Below are 20,778 nucleotides of genomic sequence, written 5' to 3'. Positions count from 1 at the left end.
TTGTTCTCCGTTGTTTAGCCCATGGGGCGTATGTGTAAAACGATGCTCTTCGCCGGTAGCGGTCAGGCCTTCTCGTCAAGGTGTTGCAGTGCCTCCGCCAAGGCGGGCATATAGGTACGGCTGGCGCGCAGTACACTGCCGTCGCGCAGGCGCAGCAGGGCGTCCCGGTTGGTGAGCGAGTGCACCTCGGTGATCATGTCCAGCCGCACGATGGACGAGCGGTGAACCCGGTGGAACTGGCGCGCATCGAGCTGCATGGCCAGGTTGTGCAGGCGTTCGCGGACCAGCCAGGTCTTGCCTTGTGCATGCAGGGTGGCATAGTCTCCGTCAGCTTCGATGCGCTCGACTTCTGCGACCGGCACCAGCACCGTGCGCGATCCGGCGCGTACGCTGAACGAGGGCCTCTTCGGCGCCATCGAGGTTGCCGCGCGGTGCTGGCCGCGGTAGGGAAATGCCTGCTGTGCGCGGTCAAGGGCTTCGTCCATGCGTTCGTCATCGACGGGTTTGAGCAGGTAATCGAGGGCTGCCAATTCGAACGCCTGCACGGCGAAACCGTCGTGGGCCGTCAGCAGGATGGCCATGGGCCGTTGCGCCGGCGGCAGTGCGGCTAACACCTCCAGCCCGGTCTTGCCCGGCATCTCGACGTCGACGAATACCAGGTCGGGCCTGAGCGCCATAACCCCTTCGTAAGCGCTGGTCCCGTCGCCGAACTCGCCAACCAGCGTAAACCCTTCCCGCCGCGACAGCCGCACCTTGACCGCCAATCTGGCCAGCGGCTCGTCGTCGATGATGACGACCCGGATGTTCATGCTGCCGCCTCCATACTGCGCAGCGGCATGGCAATGCGGACGTGGAAGCGGCCATCCGTCTTCCAGCCTGCGTCCAGCTGCTGATCCTCGCCGTACAGATGGAGCAAGCGCTCCCGTACGTTGGCCAGGCCGATGCCGCTGTCCGCAGGCGCCCGTTGCCGGCCGTCGTTCTGGACGTCGATGAGCAGGCGCGCGCCGTCGCGCTCGACAAGAATCTCGAGCCGCCCTGGATCAGCCAGTGTTGCGATGCCGTGGCGGATGGCATTCTCGGCCAGCGGCTGCAGCACGAGGTAGGGCACGACGCTGGACAACAGGTCAGGGCCGGTCTTCATAGTCAGACACAAGCGCTCGCCGAGCCGCGCCTTTTCGACCGCAAGGTAGGCGTCGAGCAGGGCCAGTTCATCGGCAAGCGAATGCTCGTGGCGGCCGTCGTGAGCGAGAGTGGTGCGCAGGAAGTCCGCCAGGCACCTGATCATGCGGTTCGCTTCACGGTTGGACTGGGCCGACACCAGCGCGGAAATCGCGTTCAGGGAGTTGAACAGGAAATGTGGATTGACCTGCAGCCGCAGCGCGCGCAGCTCGGCGTCGCGCGCTGCGCCTTGCGCCTGGGCGAGATGCAAATGAAGCCGCTGCAGCGACAGGTAATAGCCCGCCACCGCATGGGCCGCGCAGAACGCGATCAGCGCCAGCCAGCAGCCATCCAGTCCCCTGGCGAGATCGGTCCAGCGGTAGCCGGTTTCCAGCCCGAGCGAAATCGCGAGGCGCTGCCCCAGCACGGCGTTCAGGATGGACATCAGATAGCTGCTTGCCAGCAGCACCAGCGCCATCCGCAGCCAGGGCCATTCACGGCGCCACATCGCCCGCTGCAGCAGGGTCAGCGGAAGCAGCCATGCCAGGCAGGTGACAAAGAAGAGCGTACGAAAGGCAACGATATTTCCATGCCCCAGGGAGGGCAGGCCGAGGATGATCATGCAGGCGCATACCGGCAGTCCGGCAAGCACGGGAACGAGCAAGGGCGTTTCGATCTTCACGTCAGATTCCTGTCCTTTTGCAAGGTACGAAAGCTGTCACCTTAAGCGCTGGCAGGATCGCGGTCCAGTAAAATTCGCCGAGCCGTGCATGCCCTGCGACGAGCCGGTTACGCGGGTTCGGCGTGTTCGACCATCAGCTGGACTTTGGTAGTGCCGTTGTATTCGTTGGCGTCGAGGCGGAAGGCGACGCGGGCACGCTCGCCGATGGAGTCGGTGTGGCCGAACCAGATGGCGTCATACCGCGTGCCGTTCTTTTCCAGCAGCAGCTTGAGGTGGCGCTCTTTCAGGATGCGCTGGCTGACGACGCGGAATTCGTCGCAGAAGACCGGGGGCGCGAAGCCCTGGCCCCACACTTGTCCGTCCATCAGTTCGATGAATTGGGTGGTGTAGTAGGCGTCTTCGAGAGGGCCGTCGGTTTCGATCACGCGTTCCAGCTGCTGCTCCGTCAGCCATGCGCGGCCGACGGCTTCAAACGCTTCCGAGAAGGCGTCGAAGGCCTCCGCGCGCAGGCTCAGGCCGGCCGCCATCGCGTGGCCGCCGAACTTGTCGATCAGGCTGGGGGCCCGCTTTGATACCAGGTCCAGTGCGTCGCGCATGTGGAAGCCGGGGATGGAGCGGCCGGAACCCTTGATCCAGCCGTCGCCTGCCGGCGCGAAGGTGATCGTGGGGCGGAAGAATTTCTCCTTCAGGCGCGAGGCGACAATGCCGATCACACCCTGGTGCCATGTCTCGTCGAACACGCTGATGGTGCTGCTGGCGGCCGGCTCGAAGCGGTCCAGGTGCAGCAAAGCCGCGTCCTGCATCTCGGCTTCGATCTCGCGCCGCTTCAGGTTGATCTCGTTAAGCTGCTGCGCCAGCTGCCAGGCGCGGTCCTCGTCGTCCGTGAGCAGGCACTCGATGCCGAGCGACATATCCTCCAGGCGCCCGGCCGCGTTCAGGCGCGGGCCGAGCGCGAAGCCGAGGTCGAACGGGCTGGCGGTGCGCGCCTGGCGGCCCGCCACGCGGAACAGCGCGGCCACGCCGGGATGCATGCGGCCTGCGCGCATGCGCTTCAGGCCTTGCGCCACCAGGATGCGGTTGTTCGGGTCCAGTTTCACCACGTCGGCCACGGTGCCCAGGGCCACCAGGTCCAGCAGGCTGTCCAGCTTGGGCTGGGTCGCGGCGTCGAACACGCCGCGGCGGCGCAGTTCTGCGCGCAGCGCGAGCAGCACGTAGAACACCACGCCCACGCCCGCCAGGTTCTTGCTGGGGAAGCCGCAGGCCGGCTGGTTGGGGTTGACGATGACGCGCGCGTCCGGCAGCACGTCCGCCGGCAGGTGGTGGTCGGTGACCACGACTTCGATGCCGCGCCGGTTCGCTTCGGCCACGCCGTCGATGCTGGCGATGCCGTTGTCCACGGTGATGATGATGTCCGGCTGCTTTTCGCGCGCCGTCAGTGCCACGATTTCTGGCGTCAGGCCGTAGCCGTACTCGAAGCGGTTGGGCACGATGAAGTCGACATTGGCGCCCATTGCGCGCAGGCCGCGCAGCGCGGTGGCGCAGGCGGTGGCGCCGTCGCAGTCGTAGTCGGCCACGATGACCATGCGCTTTTGCGCGGCGATGGAGTCGGCCAGGAACACGGCGGCGGCGTCGATGTGCAGCAGGCCCGATGGCGCGATCAGCGCGGCCAGTTCGCTGGACAGTTCTTTCGGGTCGCTCAGGCCGCGCGCGGCGAACAGGCGGGCCAGGACGGGATGGATGCCGCCCTGGCGCAGCATTTCCGAGGTACGGAAGGGGCAGGGGCGGGTGGCGATACGGGTCATGGCGTCAACTTGGTGAGGGCGGGTTTGCGCCAGAATTTGCGCAATGAACCCTTGGTGATGGTGAATTCGGCCAGTTTCAAATGGCTGCTGAAGACCAGCTTCAGGCTGGCCAGGCGGCCGGTTTTCAGCGCCGCCAGCAGGGGCGCGAACCATTGCTGCTCGATCTGCTGCATGTGGGCCAGCCAGGGCGACCAGTCGCCCGCCTTGCCGACCGGGATCAGTTCGCCCAGCACCACCGTGACGGCGGCATCCGCGTTGGCGCCGGCAGGCAGGGCGAGCACCTGTTCCACGTTGGCCGCGCGCAGGGACGGATCGGCCAGCAGCGTGAGCCATGCGGGGCAGTTGGCCACAGCCAGCGTGCCGCCAGCCCCAAAGGCGCCGGTGTTGCCGCCGCTGCCGGCGGAGCCGCTGCCGCCGCCGGCCGCGCCCGGACCGGCCGGCGCGCCTGCCCACAGCCAGAAGGAATTCACCGGCTGCAGGCCGCGCTGCTGGCGCGCTTCGTTGATCGGATGCTCGTGCCACAGCATCTGCACCTCGTTCTGCAGCTTGCGGAAGGCGCGCTTGGCGTCGCCCTCGGGCATCCAGTCGGCCAGGTTGTCGTTCACGGCGGCGTCGGGCGAGGCGGTGCGCAGGCCGCTCCAGTCGTCCGCGCGCATGAACCACATGTCCGGCGCCGCGTAGATAAGGGGCTTGCCCACTTCGTCGAAGTAGGGCTGCACCAGCGCGAACAGGGCGCGCGAGTCGGCTTCGCTCAGGTTCAGCGAGCGCGGATCGCCCAGTACCATGTGGGTACGGGTCAGCTGCAAATGCACCGGCTGCACGGCGAACCAATAGCCGTCCGGTTGGGCCACGCCGAGCGCCCGCATCATGGCGGGGGCAAACGGCGCGGTGTCGGAAGCGCCCGCGCTGAAAGCGCGCGACAGCCAGCTTTCGTGCGGCAGCAGGCGGTTGCTGCCGTCCTCCTCCGTCACGCGATGCGAACTGTTTCGTTCAAGCAATATCTCCAGCGAGGGCACTTGCAGCGCGCGGGCCAGGTCGGAAGCGAGTTCGGGCGGGGTGAGGGCGAAGGGCAGGACGAGGGTAAGCTGATTCATAACCCGCGATTGTATCAGCCCGCCGCCTTCCGCTCCTTGTCTGGGTGCGGTGTTTCACTCACGAAATGTGATTTGTATGGCACACTTCGGGCTCGGAACGTATTTCACCTATGGCACATCAATTACAAGGCCCATGAGCATCATCAAGAATCTGCCTTTCGAATGGCTGGTCGGCCTGCGCTACACGCGCGCGGGCAAGCGCAGCGGGCGTAACAGCTTTATCTCGTTTATCTCGGCCATCTCCATGCTGGGCATCGGCCTCGGCGTGGCGGCGCTGATCGTGGTGCTGTCGGTCTACAACGGCTTCCAGAAGGAAGTGACCGAGCGCATGGTGTCGGTGCTGGGCCATATCGAGATGTACGACCTGCGCGGCGGCGGCTTGCGGGACTGGAAGGCCACCGCGAAGGAAGCCTTCAAGAACCCGCAAGTGCGCGGCGCCGCGCCCTTTGTTGAAACCCAGGCCATGCTGATCCACGGCAGCGACAAACTGCGGCCCGCCATCGTGCGCGGCATCTTGCCGCAGGCTGAAGCCACGGTGTCCGACGTGCACAAGCAGTTCAAGCAGGGCAGCTTCGACGCCCTGGCGCCGGGCTCCTTCAATATTGTGCTGGGCGTGGGCCTGGCCAAGGCGCTGGACGTGGAAGTGGGCGGCAAGGTGGCCATGGCGCTGGCGCAGCGCGGCCAGGACATGATGAGCGGCGGCACGCCGGCCATGCGCTACTTCACCGTCACCGGCATTTTCGAGGCCGGCCATAACGAGTTCGACTCCGGCCTGGCTTACGTGCATCTGGGCGACGGCATGGAACTGCTGCACCTGGACCTGCCGTTCGCGCTGCGCCTGCGGGTGGGGGACGTGCAGCGCGCGCCGGAAGTGGCGCACGAGCTGAAGCTGTCGGTGCCGGGCGAATTGCTGGTGCGCGACTGGTCCAAGCAGAACGCCAACTGGTTCGCCGCCGTGCAGACCCAGAAGAACATGATGTTCATTATCCTCACGCTGATTATCGCGGTGGCCGCCTTCAACCTGGTGGCCACGCTGGTGATGACGGTGACCGACAAGCAGGCCGACATCGCCATCCTGCGCACGCTGGGCGCGTCGCCGCGCTCGGTGATGTTTGTGTTCATGGTGCAGGGCGCGCTGGTGGGCATCATCGGTACTGCGCTGGGCGTGGCGGGCGGGGTGCTACTGGCGATGAACGTGGACGTGATCGTGCCGGCCATCGAGCGCATGCTGGGCATGAAATTCCTGGCCAAGGACATCTACTTCATCAGCGCCGTGCCGTCCGACTTGCGCTGGCACGACGTGGCCGTGATCGCCGCCACGGCGGTGGCGCTGGCCTTCGTCGCCACCCTGTACCCGAGCTGGCGCGCCGCGCGCGTGAAGCCGGCCGACGCCTTGCGCTATGAGTGAACCGGAACATGTTTAAGAACCTACCTTACGAATGGCTGGTTGGCTTGCGCTACACGCGCGCCGGCAAGCGCAGCTCGCGCAACAGCTTCATTTCCTTCATCTCGCTGATCTCCATGGGGGGCATCGCGCTCGGCGTGGCGGCGCTGATCATTGTGCTGTCCGTGATGAACGGCTTCCAGAAGGAAGTCACCGGCCGCATGCTGTCCGTGCTGGCGCACGTGGAAGTGTTCAATGCCGAAGGCGAGGGCATGCCGGACTGGGAGCAGCAAGCCAAAAACGCCTTCCGCAACCCGGAAGTGAAGGGTGCCGCGCCGTTCGTGGAAACCCAGGCCATGCTGCAGCATGGGGGCGACAACCTGCGTCCCGCCATCGTGCGCGGCGTCCTGCCGGAGCAGGAACCGAATGTATCCGACGTGGCCAAGCACACCAAATACGGCGACTTCAATGCGCTGCGCCAGGGTGAATTCAATATCGTGCTGGGCATCGACCTGGCGCGCGCGCTGCAGGTGAACCTGGGCGACAAGGTCACCATGGCGCTGGCGCAGGGCACCGTGACGCCGGCCGGCATCGTGCCGCGCATGCGCTCCTTCACCGTCACGGGCATCTTCCAGGCCGGCCACGCGGAGTTCGACGGCGGCCTGGCCTTCATCCACATCGTGGACGCGGAAAAGATGCTGCGCCTGTCCGCGCCGGCAGGCCTGCGCCTGCGCCTGGCGGACATGCACCGCGCGCCGCAAGTGGCGGAAGAGCTGAAGAAGATCATGCCCGCCGGGCTGGAGATGCGCGACTGGTCCAAGCTGAACGCGAACTGGTTCGCGGCGGTGCAGACTGAAAAGCGCATGATGTTCATTATCCTGGCGCTGATCGTGGCGGTGGCCGCGTTCAACCTGGTCTCCACGCTGGTGATGACGGTGACCGACAAGCAGCCGGACATCGCCATCCTGCGCACCCTGGGCGCCTCGCCGCAGTCCATCATGCGCATTTTCGTCATCCAGGGCGCGCTGGTGGGCATCATGGGCGCCGCGCTGGGCGTGGCCGGCGGCGTGCTGGTGGCCCTGAATATCGATGTGATCGTGCCGTTTATTGAATCAACTTTGGGAGTGCAGTTCTTGTCTAAGGATATCTACTACATCAGCACCGTGCCTTCGGACATGCGCTGGCCGGACGTGACCAAGATCGGCGTGGTGGCGGTGGCGCTGGCCTTCCTGGCCACCATCTATCCCAGCTGGTGGGCTGCCCGTGTAAAACCTGCGGAGGCGCTGCGCTATGAATGACCAATCCATCGTCCTCTCCTGCCGCGGCCTGGGCAAGACCTTCACCCAGGGCAGCTACTCGGTGCAGGTGCTGAACGGCATCGACATCGACGTGCGGCGCGGCGAGCGCGTGGCCATCGTCGGCGCCTCCGGCTCCGGCAAGTCCACGCTGCTGCACCTGCTGGGCGGGCTGGATACGCCGAGCACGGGCAACGTGACCTTGCTGGACAAGGACTTCGCCAACCTGGGCGAGCGCGAACGGGGCGACCTGCGCAACCAGTCGCTCGGCTTTGTCTACCAGTTCCACCACCTGCTGCCGGAGTTCTCGGCGCTCGACAACGTGGCCATGCCGCTGATGATACGGCGCGTAAAGCGTTCGCAGGCGCAGGAAGAGGCGCAAAAAGTGCTGACCCGCGTGAACCTGGCCAAGCGCGTCACGCACGTGCCGGGCGAGCTGTCGGGCGGTGAACGCCAGCGCGTGGCCCTTGCGCGCGCGCTGGTGACGCAACCGGCTTGCGTTCTGGCCGACGAGCCGACCGGCAACCTGGATCACAGCACGGCGGAACAGATCTTCGATCTGATGCTGGAGCTGTCTCGCACGCTGGGCACGGCCTTCGTCATCGTCACGCACGACCCCGAACTGGCGCGCCGCTGCGACCGCGTGCTGCGCCTGACCGACCAAGGCCTGCACCCGGAGGAATAATCATGTGGATCGATACGCACTGCCACCTGGACGCGCGCGAATACGGCGGCGCATCGCTGGACGTGGCGCGCCAGGCGCAGGAGCAGGGCGTGTCCATGATTGTGATCCCGGCGATCGACCGCCATAACCTGGACATCGTGGCCGGGCTGGGCGCGCGGGCGCCGAATGCCTGCTACGGGCTGGGCATCCATCCCATCTGCGTGCCCAAGTCCACCGACGACGATTTGGCCGCGCTGCGCGCCAGCGTCGAAGCAGCCATGGCCGACCCGCGCTTCGTGGCGATAGGCGAGATTGGACTGGACTTCTTCCTCCCCGAACTGGCCGAACCGGCCATGCGTGAGAAGCAGGTGCACTTCCTGCGCGAGCAGCTTCGCATAGCGCGCGACTTCGGGCTGCCGGTGCTCACCCACGTGCGCAAGTCGCAGGACCAGGTGCTCAAGCACGTGCGGCAGATCCCGCCCAACGGCGGCATCGCGCACGCCTTCAACGGCAGCTTCCAGCAGGCGCAGGGCTACATCGACGCCGGCTTCAAGCTGGGCTTCGGCGGCAACATGACCTTTACGCGCGCCCTGCAGATCCGCCGCCTGGCGGCCGAGCTGCCGCTGTCGTCCATCGTGCTGGAGACGGACGCGCCCGATATCTCGCCCGCCTGGGTCCATCCCGGCGTGAACACCCCCCAACAAATTCCCCGCATCGGCGAAGTCCTGGCCGAGCTGCGCGGCATCGCCGTGGACGAGGTCCGCACCGCCACCGGCGCCAACGCGCGCACCATACTTCCCCGGATGTCCAGCCTTCTGGATGCCTGAGCGGGTCTGCGCCAGCAGGCTTAACGTCCCACAACCGCCTCCGTCACCTCCCTGGCCGCGATCGCCGTCGCCTCTTGCTGGGCGTCGATCAGTCTCGCGAAGGCGCGTTGCTGGATCGCGGCGGCGTTTTCAGAGAGCGCCGCCATGCACGATTGCGATGCCTCTATCCAGGCGCGCGCCGCATGCTCCTGGATGATGCGCATTGAACTGGTCCACAATTCCTGGTTGGTGTGCTCGAATGCGCGCTGGTAGACGGAAAAGACAGGCTCCCAGAGATTGGCGAACGGGTTCGAAGACAAGGTTTGCGGAGCGAAATTCGGGAAGTAGGCAAGCATGGCGTTCCTTAGCGGATGAAAGGGACAAGCTGGTCGTGCGGTGCACAAACCTGTATAGCACGATGGGATTGTCCGTGGCGTTCGTTTCAGCGCGAAGGATGTTTGACGGCGCGTAGTACGCCCTGGCTGCGGCACCGCAATAATCGCAGGATGCGATGCGCGATCCTTGGCTTTGTTGGCGGTGCGGCGTGGCTGCAGATGCAGGCAGCGTTGCCCGCGCACGCGCCCGCCGCGCTGGCCGCGAGCGTGGCCGCTGGGGTGGGCGCTGCGGTGGTGCTGGCGCAAGTGCAGCGCTGGCTGAACCGGCGCACAGGTTGGCTGCGGCACGGCCTGGCGCTGTGCGCGGGTGCGGCGATCGGATTCTACTGGGCCGCGCTGCTGGCGCAGTCCGCCCTGGCCCCGAAACTGGCCAAGGCGGACGAGGGGCGCGACGTCACCCTCATCGGCACCATCGACAATCTGCCCAACCGCTTCGATGGCGGCGTGCGCTTCAACTTCGCGGTGGAGGAAGTGGAGCGGCGCGCCATGCGGGTGCCGGCGCTCGTGGCGCTGTCCTGGTACGCTGGCTACCGGGGCGAGGCGGCGCCGATAGGCGACGTGCAGCCGGGCGAACGCTGGCGCCTGACGGTGCGCTTGCAGCGCCCCCACGGCAATGCCAATCCCTATGGCTTCGATTATGAACTTTGGCTGCTGGAGCAGGGCGTGCGCGCCACCGGGTATGTGCGGCAGGACGGGCGCAACCAGCGTCTGGCTTCATTCGTGGTCAGCTTTGGCAACATGGTCGAGCGCTGCCGCGCGGTGCTGCGCGACCGCATCCTGCGCGCGCTGGAGGGCAAGGAGTACGCGGGCGTGATCGTGGCGCTGGTGGTGGGCGACCAGCGCGGCATACCGCAGTCGGACTGGCAGGTATTCAACCGCACCGGCATCAGCCATTTGATCAGCATCTCCGGCCTGCACATCACCATGATTGCCGGGCTGTTCGCGCTGGCCGCGTCGGCGCTGTGGCGGCGTTCATTCTTCACGCATGCGCAGCTGCCGCTGCTGCTGCCGGCGCAGAAGGTGGCTGCGCTGGCTGGCTTGACGGCCGCGCTGTGCTACGTGCTGCTGGCCGGTTTCGGCGTGCCGGCGCAGCGCACGCTGTACATGCTGGCGGTGGTCGCCGTGGCGTTGTGGACCGACCGGCTCACCGGCGTCACCCATGTGCTATGCCTGGCTGCGGGCGTGGTCGTATTGCTCGATCCCTGGGCGGTGATGTGGCCGGGGTTCTGGCTTTCGTTCGGTGCCGTGGCGACCATCCTGTATGCCACGGTGGGCCGCGCGGAGGTGCGCCACCGCAGCGGTGAGCTGGCGGCGCTGGGCGCCGGCGCGGCCATTGCCGGCGCGGCCGCCGTGTCTGCGGAGGGCTGGCCCGGGGTGGCCAAGCCTGCGGAAAGCGAGGCTGCGGTGGCCGGGCCTGTTGCGGGCGCGACGTCGCCCGCGCTGCGCCATCCGCCGCGCCAGCCATTGACGCGCCACCAGCGCTGGATGGCGGATCTGAAGACGGCGGCGCGCGTGCAGTACGCCGTGACCGTCGGCCTGGTGCCGCTGACCATGCTGCTGTTTGCGCAAGTGTCCATCGTGAGCCCGCTGGCCAATGCCGTGGCCATCCCCGTGGTCAGCCTGTTGGTGACGCCGCTGGCACTGGCCGGCGCCGTGCTGCCGGACTTCCTGGCCCTGCCGCTGCTGCAGCTGGCGCACGCCATCATCTGGCTGCTCGCGCAGGCGCTGGAGTGGCTCAGCGCGAGCCGCATCGCCGTGTGGACCGCGCCCACGCCGCCGCCCTGGGTGTTCTGCTGGGCGCTGTTCGGCACCACGTGGATGCTGGCGCCGCGCGGCTGGCCGGTGCGCTGGCTGGGCCTTGTCACCTGGGCGCCGCTGCTTGCGGCCGTGCCCAGTCACCCGTCCGCCGGTGCCTTCCGGGTGGTGGCGTTCGACGTGGGGCAGGGCATGGCGCTGCTGGTCGAGACCAGCGGCCATCGCCTGCTGTACGACACCGGCCCGGCCTACTCGCCCGAGTCGAACGGCGGCAACCGGGTCATCGCGCCGTACTTGAAGGCGCGCGGCATCACAGCGCTGGACGCCATGGTCGTCAGTCATGCCGATGCCGATCACATCGGCGGCGCGCTGGCCGTGATGGACAGCGTGCGGACTGCGTGGACACTCAGCTCCCTCCCGTCCACGCATCCGGTCGTGCGCGCGTCGGCGCTGCATACGCCTTGTGCCGCCGGCCAGCACTGGACGTGGGACGGCGTGCGTTTCGATGTGCTGCATCCGGCCGCCGGCAGCTACCGCAATCCAGTGCTGAAGAACAATGCCCGCAGCTGCGTGCTCAGGATCAGCGCCGGCGGGAGGGCCATGCTGCTGGCGGGGGACATCGAGGCCGCGCAGGAAACCGAACTGCTGGCCCGCGCGCCGGGCGCACTCGCGTCGGACGTGCTGCTTGCGCCGCACCACGGCAGCGGCACATCCTCCACGCAGGCATTCCTGGCGGCGGTGCAGCCCGGCTATGCGGTGTTCCAGGTCGGCTACCGTAATCGCTACCATCATCCGCAAAAGCAGGTGTACCAGCGCTACGGCGGCATCGGGGCAGTGCGTTTGCGCACCGATGAATCGGGCGCGTTGACGCTGGAGTTCAATGGCCAGCTGGCCGTGGAACGCTACCGCGAGTCGCATCCGCGCTACTGGCGCCAGCCTTAAGGCGCCAGCGGCCGGGCGGGGCAGTCACAGGCAGCCCTCGGTGTACTGGACTTGCTCCCACGCCCCGCCGTAGTAAGACTTAATCTTGCCGTTGGCCGTTTCATAGCGGATGCCGAACCTGCCGTCACGTGATGGAACGGTGAGGTACTGCTCCCGGGGATCGTACGCGTCCGTTTCGGCCCGCACGCTGCGGCCGTAGGCGCGCCATACTTTGGCCACTGGATCGCCCACTGCAATGCCGTGGTCGGAGCGTATGCCTGCTTGCCTCACATCGATGCGTTTTAGTACGCCGGCCACGAACATGTAGGACACCGACGGCGTTGACTCGGTGGAGACGATATAGCAGTCGGGGCTGGGGCGAAGTTCCGCAGGCACTTCTCGCATGCCTCCACCGATTGCCGCGTTGACCCGATCCAACGGCATGCCGACTTTGATGGGGCCCAGGCTATCCGGCTTCAGCCGCCACGCGGACGGCTCGCTTTGCGCTGGTGATGGCTGTATGACCGCTCCTACGAGCAGAACAGCGCAACTACGGGGAACGGAGTGCATCCTGAGCTTGCGGTTGAGCTTTCCCATTGTTTGGCTCGCTATGTCGGTTGAAGTGTTAAGGCTCGTAGCGCCTGAACGTGCTGATGTGCACGTGATTGTCCATATTTGGCAGGTCGGGACTGCGAGACCACGGTGCTCCAACGCTCGTTCGCAACCAATTGCCTCCGGGGCCTTCGACATACCTGGCAGTCGGGTCCGCGAGCGCTTGCGCCTGCAACCCCAATGCTAATGTGGTGCCGTACGAGTCTCCACGGAGGGTGTGGTTGTTGATGCGATTGATATCCACCGCATTTCCACTGTAGTGATCACTGTTGACTGTGTGCACCCCGTTAGTCGTAGCATTGATATTAATTGAACTAATTGCTGCATAGTCGGCAACAGCGCGTGCAACCGCATCCGCTAGCTGCGGAGTTACAGCAACATCAGAAGGCTTTCCGTCTCTTGTTGTGCTCTGAAAATCTATGATCGCCACAGTGCTGTAAGGAGGGAATTACTGGATCGTATACGTCAATTTGCTGCATAGCATTTCCCTTAGTTGACTGACCGGTGAATGGGTTTGGATAACAGCACCACAAGTATTGCCGGGTCACTCAGAGTGGGCATTTGAGATTCGTCAAACGAACGCGCCTCTCTGCTGGCGCCGAAGCCCGGCCATGCGGTGTTCCAGGTCGGCTACCGCAATCGCTACCATCATCCGTAAAAGCAGGTGTATCAACGCTACGGCGGCATCGGGGCGGAGCGTCTGCGCGCCGATGAATCGGGCGCGTGACACTGGAGTTCAATGGCCAACTGGCCGTGGAACGCTACCGCGAATCGCATCCGAGCTACTGGCAGCAGGGAGGGGCTGCCACCGGCGCCCCTTGGTGTGCTGGATTTGCGCTCACCTACAACCCAGCCACCGTTGCCTCCAACGCGTCGGTGAATACGCAAAGCTCGCTGCTGGGCGAGCAGGGCGTGACATACTGCGAGCGGCAGCATCCTGCTTGAACAAAACGACGAGTCCACAGCGGTGCTTCGTCTACCGATTGGGAGACCGCGCAATCACGGCGCGGCGCGCGACGGCGACGTTGACCGGCCGGGGAACGGATAGAATCGAGCTACGGCGAACTGACTGCCGTGCCACCAATGACCCAAGGAGAGAACCGATGATGTATGAAATGCGCGTCTACCATTGCGCTCCCGGCCGGCTGCCGGCGTTGAACCAGCGCTTCACCGATGTGACACTGGCGCTGTTCCGGAAGCATGGCATCGAGCAGGCCGGCTTTTTCACCACCGTGGTCGGTGCCAGCAACCAGGCGCTCACTTATCTGCTCAAGTGGGAGAACATGGCCGAGCGTGAGGCCAAGTGGAACGCCTTTGCCAGCGATCCGGAATGGCTGGCGGCGCGCGCGGCGTCGGAGGCCGACGGCGTTATCGTCGAGCGCATCGAAAACAGCTTCCTGGCGCCGACCGCGTATTCGGCGGTGCGCTGATCGGGCAGGCGCCGTCGGGGGCCCGCGGCTGATGGCGGCGTGCCGCCCGATCTGCCATCGGGAACAGCTGACCACATTTCTTTGGAGGCGCTGCGCTAGCGTCCCGCCATCGCCGACGCCTCGTAGCTCCAGCTACCTTGTACAAGGATCTCCGTCTTGACTGAACTGGCCAGGAAGCAGCTTTCATGCGCCTCATGGTGCAGGCGCTGTAACGTGTCATCGGTTGGAACTTTAGCGCCGGAGAAGGCGACTGCGGGCTGCAGCGTCACACAGGTCACGGCGTCTTTGCCTTCGGCATTCCTTTGCATTTCGCCTCGTGCCATGTCCTGGTATCGATCGACTACATAACCGTCGCGCGCTGCCAGGCCGAGAAACCAGAGCATATGGCAGCTCGACAAAGCCGCCACATAGGCTTCTTCAGGGTCGACGCAACTCGGATCTGAAAATGGCACGCGCACCACATGGGGCGAGCTGGACGCTGGCACTACTGTTCCACCGTCAAAGCGCCAGTGGTGCGCCCGGCTGTAGCGGTTGTCGATGAAACGGCTGTCGTGGCGCTCCCAGCAGATTTCGGCGGTATGTGTGGACATGGATTCTCTCAGGCTTGGGTTGAAGGAGAGTTGAGCGAGGCCAGCGCGCTTTGCTGGGTCTGTCGCAGATGTAAAGTCAGAATAGCGCTGGCAGCAGCAGTGTCACGGGCCCGCACGGCGGCGATTAGTTGCTGGTGCTCGTCGTTCCATCCTGTGCGGCGCGTGTCTGGTCCCAGGTGCGAGAGGCTGAAGCGCTCGACGGAACCACGCAGGCCGGCGATTAGCTGCAGGGTGCGGGCGCGTGCAGAAGGGCCGTACAGTTCGTCGTGAAAAGCCCGGTCCAGGCGAACCCACTCGGCCGGCTGATCCTCGTAGTCCAACTCGCGCTGCAGCGCTTCGATCCGGCGTAGGGAACGCTCCGTATGCTGCGGGATGGCGTGTTGCAGGGCGTCGACTTCCAGCATTACGCGTAGGTCAAACATTTCGCTGAGCTGTTCCGCGGTGTAGCTGGCAACAAAGGCGCCGCGATTGGGTTCTATGAGGACAAGCCCTTCGGACTGGAGCGCCTGCAGCGCCTCGCGCACGGGAATCCGGCTCACGCCGAACTCCTCGGCTAACTCCACCTGACGCAAGACGGTTCCCGGGGGCAAGCTGCCGGACGTGATGGATGTGCGTAGCGCGGCCAGAATTGCGTGGCCGGTGCTTTGTTTATTGTCGGATTCGGGGGGCATGACTGGAGTGTATACATGTATCCAATCTGTGGCAAGGGGCGGCGGCTATGACAATTGTTCCTGCCCGGCCTACGGCGGGCGCGCCTCAGCCCTTGCGGCCACCACAGCCAGCCGGCGAAGATTAGAGCAACCGTTCTATTTTTTTCGTCGGCTCTCTCCTTACAATGGGCCCAAGGAGACATTACAAAAATGAACAAACCCAAGCTGCACTTCTCGCATGCCAACAGCTATCCGGCGGGCACTTACCGCCGCCTGTTCGAGTTGCTGGGCCAGCACTACGACATTTCGGCGCTGGACATGCACGCCCACAATCCCGCTTATCCCGTCGCGACCGGCTGGCCGCATCTGGTGCAGGAGCTGATCGCGGAGCTGGAAAGCCGGCATAGGGAGCCGGTGGTGCTGCTGGGGCACTCGCTGGGGGGCATGCTGAGCGTGATGGTGGCTGCCATGCGGCCGGACCTGGTGCGCTGCCTGGTGATGCTGGATTCGCCCGTGGTGGCCGGCTGGCGCGCGCTGCTGCTGCGCGTCACGCGCAACTGGTCGCTGGCCAACAAGTTCTCGCCGGCGCGCTTCTCCGAAAAGCGCCGCAACGTCTGGCCGGACGCGGCCGCCGCCTACCAGCACTTCGCCAGCAAGGACATGTTTGCCGCCTGGGCGCCCGGTGTGCTGGAAGACTACATCGCCGCCGGCCTGAAGCCGCATCCGGAGGGTGTGCAGCTGCGCTTTACGCGCGAGAACGAAACCGCCGTCTACCGCAGCCTGCCGCACCACATCGGCGCGCTGGTCAAGCCCGGCCTGCAGGTGCCGGCGGGCTTCATCGGCGGCGACCAGTCGGTCGAGAACCGCCAGGCCGGGCTGGACGCCACCCGCCGCCTGGTTGGCGAGAACTTCCGCATCATTCCGGGCGGCCATCTGTTCCCCATGGAGTCGCCCGAGCTGACCGCCACCGTGACCCACGAGATGATCTCGCAATTGCTTGCCCAGCAGGGCGCGCAGCGCCAGGCACAGCCGCGCAAGCGGGCTTGAGCTTGCAAAATTGTTCTTGAAAGCAGGTCTTTCGCGTAAAATCGCGGGTGAAATGGCGCTGGCGCGAGCCTGGGCCTCCCTGCAATCTTGAGAAATGGTTTTGCGATGGCAATTAAGAGCGATAAATGGATACGCCGCATGGCGGAGCAGCACGGCATGATCGAACCCTTCGAGCCGGGCCAGGTGCGGGAGGAAAGCGGCCGCAAGGTGATTTCCTACGGCACTTCTTCTTACGGCTACGACATCCGCTGCGCGGACGAGTTCAAGATCTTCACCAACATCAACAGCACCATCGTCGATCCGAAGAACTTCGATTCCAACTCCTTCGTCGATATCAAGAGCGACGTCTGCATCATTCCCCCTAACTCGTTCGCGCTGGCCCGCACCATCGAGTATTTCCGCATCCCGCGCAATGTGCTGACGGTGTGCCTGGGTAAATCGACCTACGCGCGTTGCGGCATCATCGTCAACGTCACGCCGTTCGAACCGGAATGGGAAGGCTACGTGACCCTGGAGTTCTCCAACACCACGCCGCTGCCGGCCAAGATCTACGCCGGCGAGGGCTGCGCGCAGGTGCTGTTCTTCGAGAGCGATGAAGTGTGCGAAACGTCGTACAAGGACCGCAACGGCAAGTACCAGGGCCAGCACGGCGTCACCCTGCCGAAAGCCTGATTTTCCTCAAGCCTGCTTCGGAAGGGAGAGGTTGACCAGGGCGTAAAGTGTCAGAATCACAAAGATTCGCTGACCCCTTGACGACTGGAGACCTCCATGCATAAGCGTACCTTCCTGTTCACCTCCGCAGCGGCGCTGGCCCTGGCCGGCGCTGCGCTGTCCGGCTGCACCACCACCACCACGTCCGGCAAGGCGGAGCCCTCTGCGGTCCGCACGGAAATCGACAACGGCGTCGACAGCACCCTGAACCGCCTGTACGCGGAAGTGAAGGGCTCGCGCGAGCTGGTGGCCAAGTCCAATGCGGTGCTGGTGTTCCCGCGTGTGCTGGCGGCCGGCCTGGTGGTGGGCGGCGAGTACGGCAAGGGCGCGCTGCGCGTGCGGGGCGAGCCTGGCGGCTATTACAGCATGGCTTCCGCCTCGGTGGGCCTGCAGGCCGGTGCCCAGTCCAAGGCCGTGGTGCTGCTGTTCATGACACAGGAGGCCTTCAGCAAGTTCGGCCAGAGCAAGGGCTGGACGGCGGGCGTGGATGCTTCGGTGGCGATCATCAAGGTGGGCGTGAACGGCGAGATCGACACGGCTACCGCCAACAATCCGGTGCAGGCGCTGGTGCTGACCAACGCAGGCCTGATGGCCAATCTGACGCTGGAAGGAACAAAAATCTCCCGCCTGGACCTGTAGCCGCGCGCTTTATGCCGCGCTGTCGTGCTGCGCAATCGGCAGCGCGATCTCGACAGCCAGCCCGCCGTGCTCGCGGTTGCGGGCGGCAATGCTGCCGCCGTGGGCCAGCACCACCTGCTGCGCAATCGCCAGCCCCAGGCCGTGGCCTTCCACGTCCTTGAGCGTGTCGCTGCTGCGGAAGAAGGGCTCGAAGATGGCTTGCAGGTCGGCCTGCGCCACGCCGGGGCCACGGTCCAGCACGCGGATGCGCAGGCGGTCGGTGGCCTCGTCGGTTTCCAGTTCCACGCGCACGGTGCCGCCTGCGGGGCTGTGCTTGATGGCATTGCGCACGATGTTTTCAATTGCGCGCGCCAGCAAATCGGCCTGGCCGCTGACCGCCACGTCGGCGCTGCCGCGCAGTTCGATGGCGCGGTCGTGCGAAGCGGCTTCGAATTCCGCGTCCGCCACGATTTCTTCCAGCAGCTCGGCCATGCTGATCTGCTCGTGGGCGGGGTTGATGGGACTCGTTTCCAGGCGCGCCAGGGTGAGCAGCTCGCCCACCAGCTTGTCCATGCGCACGCTTTCGCGCTCGATGCGTTCCATGGTGGCGTGGGCTTTGTCGGGCTGCTGGTGCGCCAGGCCGATAGCGGCCTGCAGGCGCGCCAGCGGTGAGCGCAGTTCATGCGATACATCGTGCAGCAAGCGGGTTTGCGCGTCCATCAGGCTGCGCAGACGGGCGGTCATGCGGTCGAAGTCGCGCCCCAGGTCGCTCAGCTCGTCGCCGCGCTTGCCGCCGGCGCGCGCGAAGCGGGGCGCCAGGTCGCCGTGCGATGCGGCTTCGAATGCCTGCCGCAGCGAGCGGATAGGGCGCGAAAAGTACCAGGCCAGCAGGGCGGCAAACAGCAGGCTGGCCAGCACGGCGGCGGCAATCGGGATGAAGGGCGTCAGCGGTTGGAAGCGCGGCGGCGGGCCTTGCGGGCCGGGACCGAAGCCTGGGCCGGGGCCGTTGCCTGTGCCGGGGCCGAAACCTGGGCCGGGACCGTAGCCTTGGCCGGGGCCAGGGCCGGCAACGGAACCGTAGCCTTGACCGGGGCCCGCGCCGGCGCCGGAACCCGGACCGTAGCCCGGCCCGGAACCGGAACCGGGGCCGGCGCTGGTCCCGGTGCTGGTGCCGGAATCGGCGGCTGGACCTGCGCTGGTTGCGGGGACAGGAGCGGCGGCACCCGGGGCGGGGCCCATGCCGGGACCGTGGCCGCGCCAGTCGCCGTGGCCGCGTTGATAGCCGGGGTGGCCGCCGTCGAGCGGCACGCTGGCGATGCTGGCCAGGCTGCGCAGCAGCGGCGCGCCGCCGGCCTGCATGCCGCCCAGGTTTTCGCGTGACGGCAGAAATAGCGCATACCGGTGGCCGTCGGCGGCTTTCACTTCGCGCACCACGCGCTGCGAACCGTCCTGCTTCAGCAGGCGGCGCGCTTCCAGTATCATGGCCGGCTTCACGATGCGTCCCAGCAGCTCGCGTCCCTGCTCGTTGACCGCATACACGCGGTGCCGGTTCATGTTTTCCAGCAGGCTTTGCAGCGCATTCACGCCACCGAATTCCAGCGTGGCGGCGGCCGACTCGATGGCGTCCTCCGCGCGCGGCCCGGTGTCGATATCCTGCTGGCGCGGCATGGCGGCATCGCGGTTCCTGAGCCAGATCGCGCCACCGATGCCCACCGCCGCCACCACCTGCGCCAGCAGGATGGAGAGGAAGAATTTCCAGAACAGGCGGCCCACGCTCACTCCTTGATCAGCTGGTAACCCAGCCGGTACACCGTCTGCAGGCAGGAGCGGCCGTCGGCAATGGTGCCGAGCTTGTGCCGCAAGCTGCTCAGGTGGACGTCGATATTGCGGTCGAAGCGCGCCATCGGCCGGCCCAGCCCCTGCTCAGACAAGGTGTTCTTGCTCACCGGCTTGCCCGCGTTGCGCGCCAGGACTTCCAGCAGATTGAACTCCGTGCTGGTCAGCTCCAGCGCCGTACCGGCCCAGGTGGCGCGGCGCTGCTCAGGCCACATGGTGAGCTGGCCCACGCTCAGGGGCTGCGCGCCGCCGGCATCCATGGGCGTGCCCAGCGTGCGGCGCAGGATGGCGCGGATGCGCGCGGTCAGCTCGCGCGGGGTGCAGGGCTTGGCCACGTAGTCGTCCGCGCCCAGTTCCAGGCCGACGATGCGGTCCGTGTCGTCGCCGCGCGCGGTCAGCATCAGGATGGGCATGCGGCTGTGGGCGCGGATGCGGCGCAGGGTTTCCAGGCCGTTCATGCGCGGCATCATCACGTCCAGCACCGCGATGGCGTACAGGCCCGACAAGGCGGCGGCGGCGCCGGCTTCGCCGTCGTGCGCGGTGCGCACTTCGAAGCCTTCCTGTTCAAGGTATTCCTGGAACATGCCCACCAGTTCTATGTCGTCGTCTATTAACAGTACCTTGCTCATTGCAGCGCGATTCGTGATTGTCGATTGGCCCATCATAGCAAACAAGATGGGCCAGGAAGCACGCTTTTACCCCGATTTACACCCGCCGTCTTTACACCGTTTTACGTCGCGCTAACCGCGCTTTACATGCCCCGGCAAGACAATGGCTGCTCATCACGAACCAACCGGAGCAGACATGAAAACCAAGAAGATCCCCCTGCAACATCTCTTGCTGGCGGCGCTGCTGGCGCTGCCGCTGGCGTCGCATGCCGGCAACGGCGCGGCCGCCATGGAAGCGCCGGAGTCCGCCGGCGCACAGGACGCGCCGCCGTTCGGCCCGGGCCACGGTCCCCATGGCGAACGCGGTCCGCGCGGCTTCGGCGGTCCCGGGCCGATGCGCGGCTGGATGCACGGCCTGGACCTGGACGAGGCGCAAGAGGACAAGGTATTCGCCATCCTGCATGCCCAGGAGCCGTATGTCCGTGAGCAGTCCAGGGCATTGCGCAAGGCGCAGCAGGCGCTGGACGGCCTGGGCAAGGCCGACAAGTACGACGACGCCAGCGCCGCTTCGCTGGCGAAGGCCGCGGCGCAGGCCATGTCCAACCTGGAACTGCAGCGCGTGCGCACCGAACAGAAGCTGCTGGGCGTATTGACGGCCGAGCAGCGCAAGCAGCTGGACCAGCGCAAGCCACCGCGCCTTCAACCTTAACAAGGAGTACA

Annotated in this window: 21 protein-coding genes; 11 read left to right on the top strand and 10 right to left on the bottom strand. The window is 65.9% G+C overall.

Features of this window, described 5'->3' with window-relative positions:
- Positions 1 to 62 precede the first annotated feature (62 nt).
- From ASC94_RS04385 to ASC94_RS04370, 4 genes are all read right to left on the bottom strand, one after another.
- Positions 63 to 809: a LytTR family DNA-binding domain-containing protein gene (locus ASC94_RS04385; RefSeq protein ID WP_056391219.1), complete on the bottom strand. Its 747-nt coding sequence runs from the start codon at positions 807 to 809 to the stop codon at positions 63 to 65.
- Positions 806 to 1,840, bottom strand: coding sequence for a sensor histidine kinase (locus tag ASC94_RS04380; protein ID WP_229417160.1), 1,035 nt, complete (start codon positions 1,838 to 1,840; stop codon positions 806 to 808). Before ASC94_RS04380 ends, ASC94_RS04385 begins: the two co-directional genes overlap by 4 nt.
- A gap of 107 nt (positions 1,841 to 1,947) precedes the next feature.
- On the bottom strand, positions 1,948 to 3,642 hold the full coding sequence (gene recJ, locus ASC94_RS04375) for a single-stranded-DNA-specific exonuclease RecJ (protein ID WP_056391216.1): 1,695 nt from the start codon (positions 3,640 to 3,642) through the stop codon (positions 1,948 to 1,950).
- On the bottom strand, positions 3,639 to 4,736 hold the full coding sequence (locus tag ASC94_RS04370; protein ID WP_056391213.1) for a hypothetical protein: 1,098 nt from the start codon (positions 4,734 to 4,736) through the stop codon (positions 3,639 to 3,641). The genes recJ and ASC94_RS04370 overlap by 4 nt, the downstream gene beginning before the upstream one ends.
- Positions 4,737 to 4,869: 133 nt before the next feature.
- On the opposite strand from ASC94_RS04370, the gene ASC94_RS04365 reads away from it, so the two are divergent.
- The 4 genes from ASC94_RS04365 to ASC94_RS04350 are packed head-to-tail and all read left to right on the top strand — an operon-like array spanning position 4,870 to position 8,906.
- Positions 4,870 to 6,144 (top strand): lipoprotein-releasing ABC transporter permease subunit, encoded by a 1,275-nt coding sequence (locus ASC94_RS04365; RefSeq protein ID WP_056391210.1) that lies wholly within the window; start codon positions 4,870 to 4,872, stop codon positions 6,142 to 6,144.
- 8 nt (positions 6,145 to 6,152) lie between these two features.
- Complete coding sequence (locus tag ASC94_RS04360; RefSeq protein WP_056391207.1) at positions 6,153 to 7,418, top strand: lipoprotein-releasing ABC transporter permease subunit; 1,266 nt, start codon at positions 6,153 to 6,155, stop codon at positions 7,416 to 7,418.
- Positions 7,411 to 8,100, top strand: a complete 690-nt coding sequence (lolD, locus tag ASC94_RS04355) for a lipoprotein-releasing ABC transporter ATP-binding protein LolD (RefSeq protein ID WP_056391204.1) — start codon at positions 7,411 to 7,413, stop codon at positions 8,098 to 8,100. Before ASC94_RS04360 ends, lolD begins: the two co-directional genes overlap by 8 nt.
- Positions 8,101 to 8,102: 2 nt before the next feature.
- Positions 8,103 to 8,906 carry a TatD family hydrolase gene (locus ASC94_RS04350; RefSeq protein WP_056391201.1) on the top strand — a complete coding sequence of 268 codons (804 nt, stop codon included), beginning with the start codon at positions 8,103 to 8,105 and terminating at the stop codon, positions 8,904 to 8,906.
- A gap of 20 nt (positions 8,907 to 8,926) precedes the next feature.
- Here ASC94_RS04350 and ASC94_RS04345 read toward each other — a convergent pair whose 3' ends face one another.
- Positions 8,927 to 9,241: a hypothetical protein gene (locus ASC94_RS04345; protein WP_056391198.1), complete on the bottom strand. Its 315-nt coding sequence runs from the start codon at positions 9,239 to 9,241 to the stop codon at positions 8,927 to 8,929.
- Between the two features lie 150 nt (positions 9,242 to 9,391).
- On the opposite strand from ASC94_RS04345, the gene ASC94_RS04340 reads away from it, so the two are divergent.
- Positions 9,392 to 11,977 carry a DNA internalization-related competence protein ComEC/Rec2 gene (locus tag ASC94_RS04340; RefSeq protein WP_056391195.1) on the top strand — a complete coding sequence of 862 codons (2,586 nt, stop codon included), beginning with the start codon at positions 9,392 to 9,394 and terminating at the stop codon, positions 11,975 to 11,977.
- Between the two features lie 24 nt (positions 11,978 to 12,001).
- Here the strand turns inward: ASC94_RS04340 and ASC94_RS04335 are convergent, their stop codons facing one another.
- Positions 12,002 to 12,352: a hypothetical protein gene (locus ASC94_RS04335; protein WP_157201273.1), complete on the bottom strand. Its 351-nt coding sequence runs from the start codon at positions 12,350 to 12,352 to the stop codon at positions 12,002 to 12,004.
- 939 nt (positions 12,353 to 13,291) lie between these two features.
- Here ASC94_RS04335 and ASC94_RS32270 point away from each other — a divergent pair.
- Together ASC94_RS32270 and ASC94_RS04330 are read left to right on the top strand one after the other, a co-directional pair.
- Positions 13,292 to 13,513: a hypothetical protein gene (locus ASC94_RS32270; RefSeq protein ID WP_157201272.1), complete on the top strand. Its 222-nt coding sequence runs from the start codon at positions 13,292 to 13,294 to the stop codon at positions 13,511 to 13,513.
- 158 nt (positions 13,514 to 13,671) lie between these two features.
- A complete protein-coding gene (locus tag ASC94_RS04330) occupies positions 13,672 to 13,998 on the top strand; it encodes an NIPSNAP family protein (RefSeq protein ID WP_056391188.1) in 327 nt (108 codons plus the stop codon).
- Between the two features lie 95 nt (positions 13,999 to 14,093).
- On the opposite strand, the gene ASC94_RS04325 is transcribed toward ASC94_RS04330, so the two are convergent.
- Both ASC94_RS04325 and ASC94_RS04320 read right to left on the bottom strand, forming a co-directional pair.
- Complete coding sequence (locus ASC94_RS04325; RefSeq protein WP_056391186.1) at positions 14,094 to 14,588, bottom strand: OsmC family protein; 495 nt, start codon at positions 14,586 to 14,588, stop codon at positions 14,094 to 14,096.
- 8 nt (positions 14,589 to 14,596) lie between these two features.
- Positions 14,597 to 15,259 carry a GntR family transcriptional regulator gene (locus ASC94_RS04320; protein ID WP_056391183.1) on the bottom strand — a complete coding sequence of 221 codons (663 nt, stop codon included), beginning with the start codon at positions 15,257 to 15,259 and terminating at the stop codon, positions 14,597 to 14,599.
- Between the two features lie 189 nt (positions 15,260 to 15,448).
- Between ASC94_RS04320 and ASC94_RS04315 the strand changes: the two genes are divergently transcribed.
- From ASC94_RS04315 to ASC94_RS04305, 3 genes are all read left to right on the top strand, one after another.
- Positions 15,449 to 16,285 (top strand): alpha/beta fold hydrolase, encoded by an 837-nt coding sequence (locus ASC94_RS04315; protein ID WP_056391179.1) that lies wholly within the window; start codon positions 15,449 to 15,451, stop codon positions 16,283 to 16,285.
- Between the two features lie 105 nt (positions 16,286 to 16,390).
- Entirely contained in the window at positions 16,391 to 16,957 is a 567-nt protein-coding gene (gene dcd / locus ASC94_RS04310) for a dCTP deaminase (RefSeq protein ID WP_056391177.1), read from the top strand.
- A gap of 96 nt (positions 16,958 to 17,053) precedes the next feature.
- Complete coding sequence (locus ASC94_RS04305) at positions 17,054 to 17,635, top strand: YSC84-related protein (RefSeq protein ID WP_056391174.1); 582 nt, start codon at positions 17,054 to 17,056, stop codon at positions 17,633 to 17,635.
- Positions 17,636 to 17,644: 9 nt separating this feature from the next.
- Here ASC94_RS04305 and ASC94_RS04300 read toward each other — a convergent pair whose 3' ends face one another.
- The gene (locus tag ASC94_RS04300) at positions 17,645 to 19,387 is read right to left on the bottom strand and encodes an ATP-binding protein (RefSeq protein WP_056391170.1); all 1,743 of its coding nucleotides are present in this window, start codon (positions 19,385 to 19,387) and stop codon (positions 17,645 to 17,647) included.
- 2 nt (positions 19,388 to 19,389) lie between these two features.
- The gene (locus tag ASC94_RS04295) at positions 19,390 to 20,079 is read right to left on the bottom strand and encodes a response regulator transcription factor (protein WP_056391167.1); all 690 of its coding nucleotides are present in this window, start codon (positions 20,077 to 20,079) and stop codon (positions 19,390 to 19,392) included.
- A gap of 175 nt (positions 20,080 to 20,254) precedes the next feature.
- On the opposite strand from ASC94_RS04295, the gene ASC94_RS04290 reads away from it, so the two are divergent.
- Positions 20,255 to 20,767, top strand: a complete 513-nt coding sequence (locus tag ASC94_RS04290) for a Spy/CpxP family protein refolding chaperone (protein WP_056391164.1) — start codon at positions 20,255 to 20,257, stop codon at positions 20,765 to 20,767.
- Positions 20,768 to 20,778: the final 11 nt, after the last annotated feature.

The sequence above is a fragment of the Massilia sp. Root418 genome (assembly GCF_001425265.1).
Lineage (GTDB): Bacteria > Pseudomonadota > Gammaproteobacteria > Burkholderiales > Burkholderiaceae_D > Rugamonas.
This window is presented reverse-complemented; position numbering and strand designations above follow the sequence as displayed.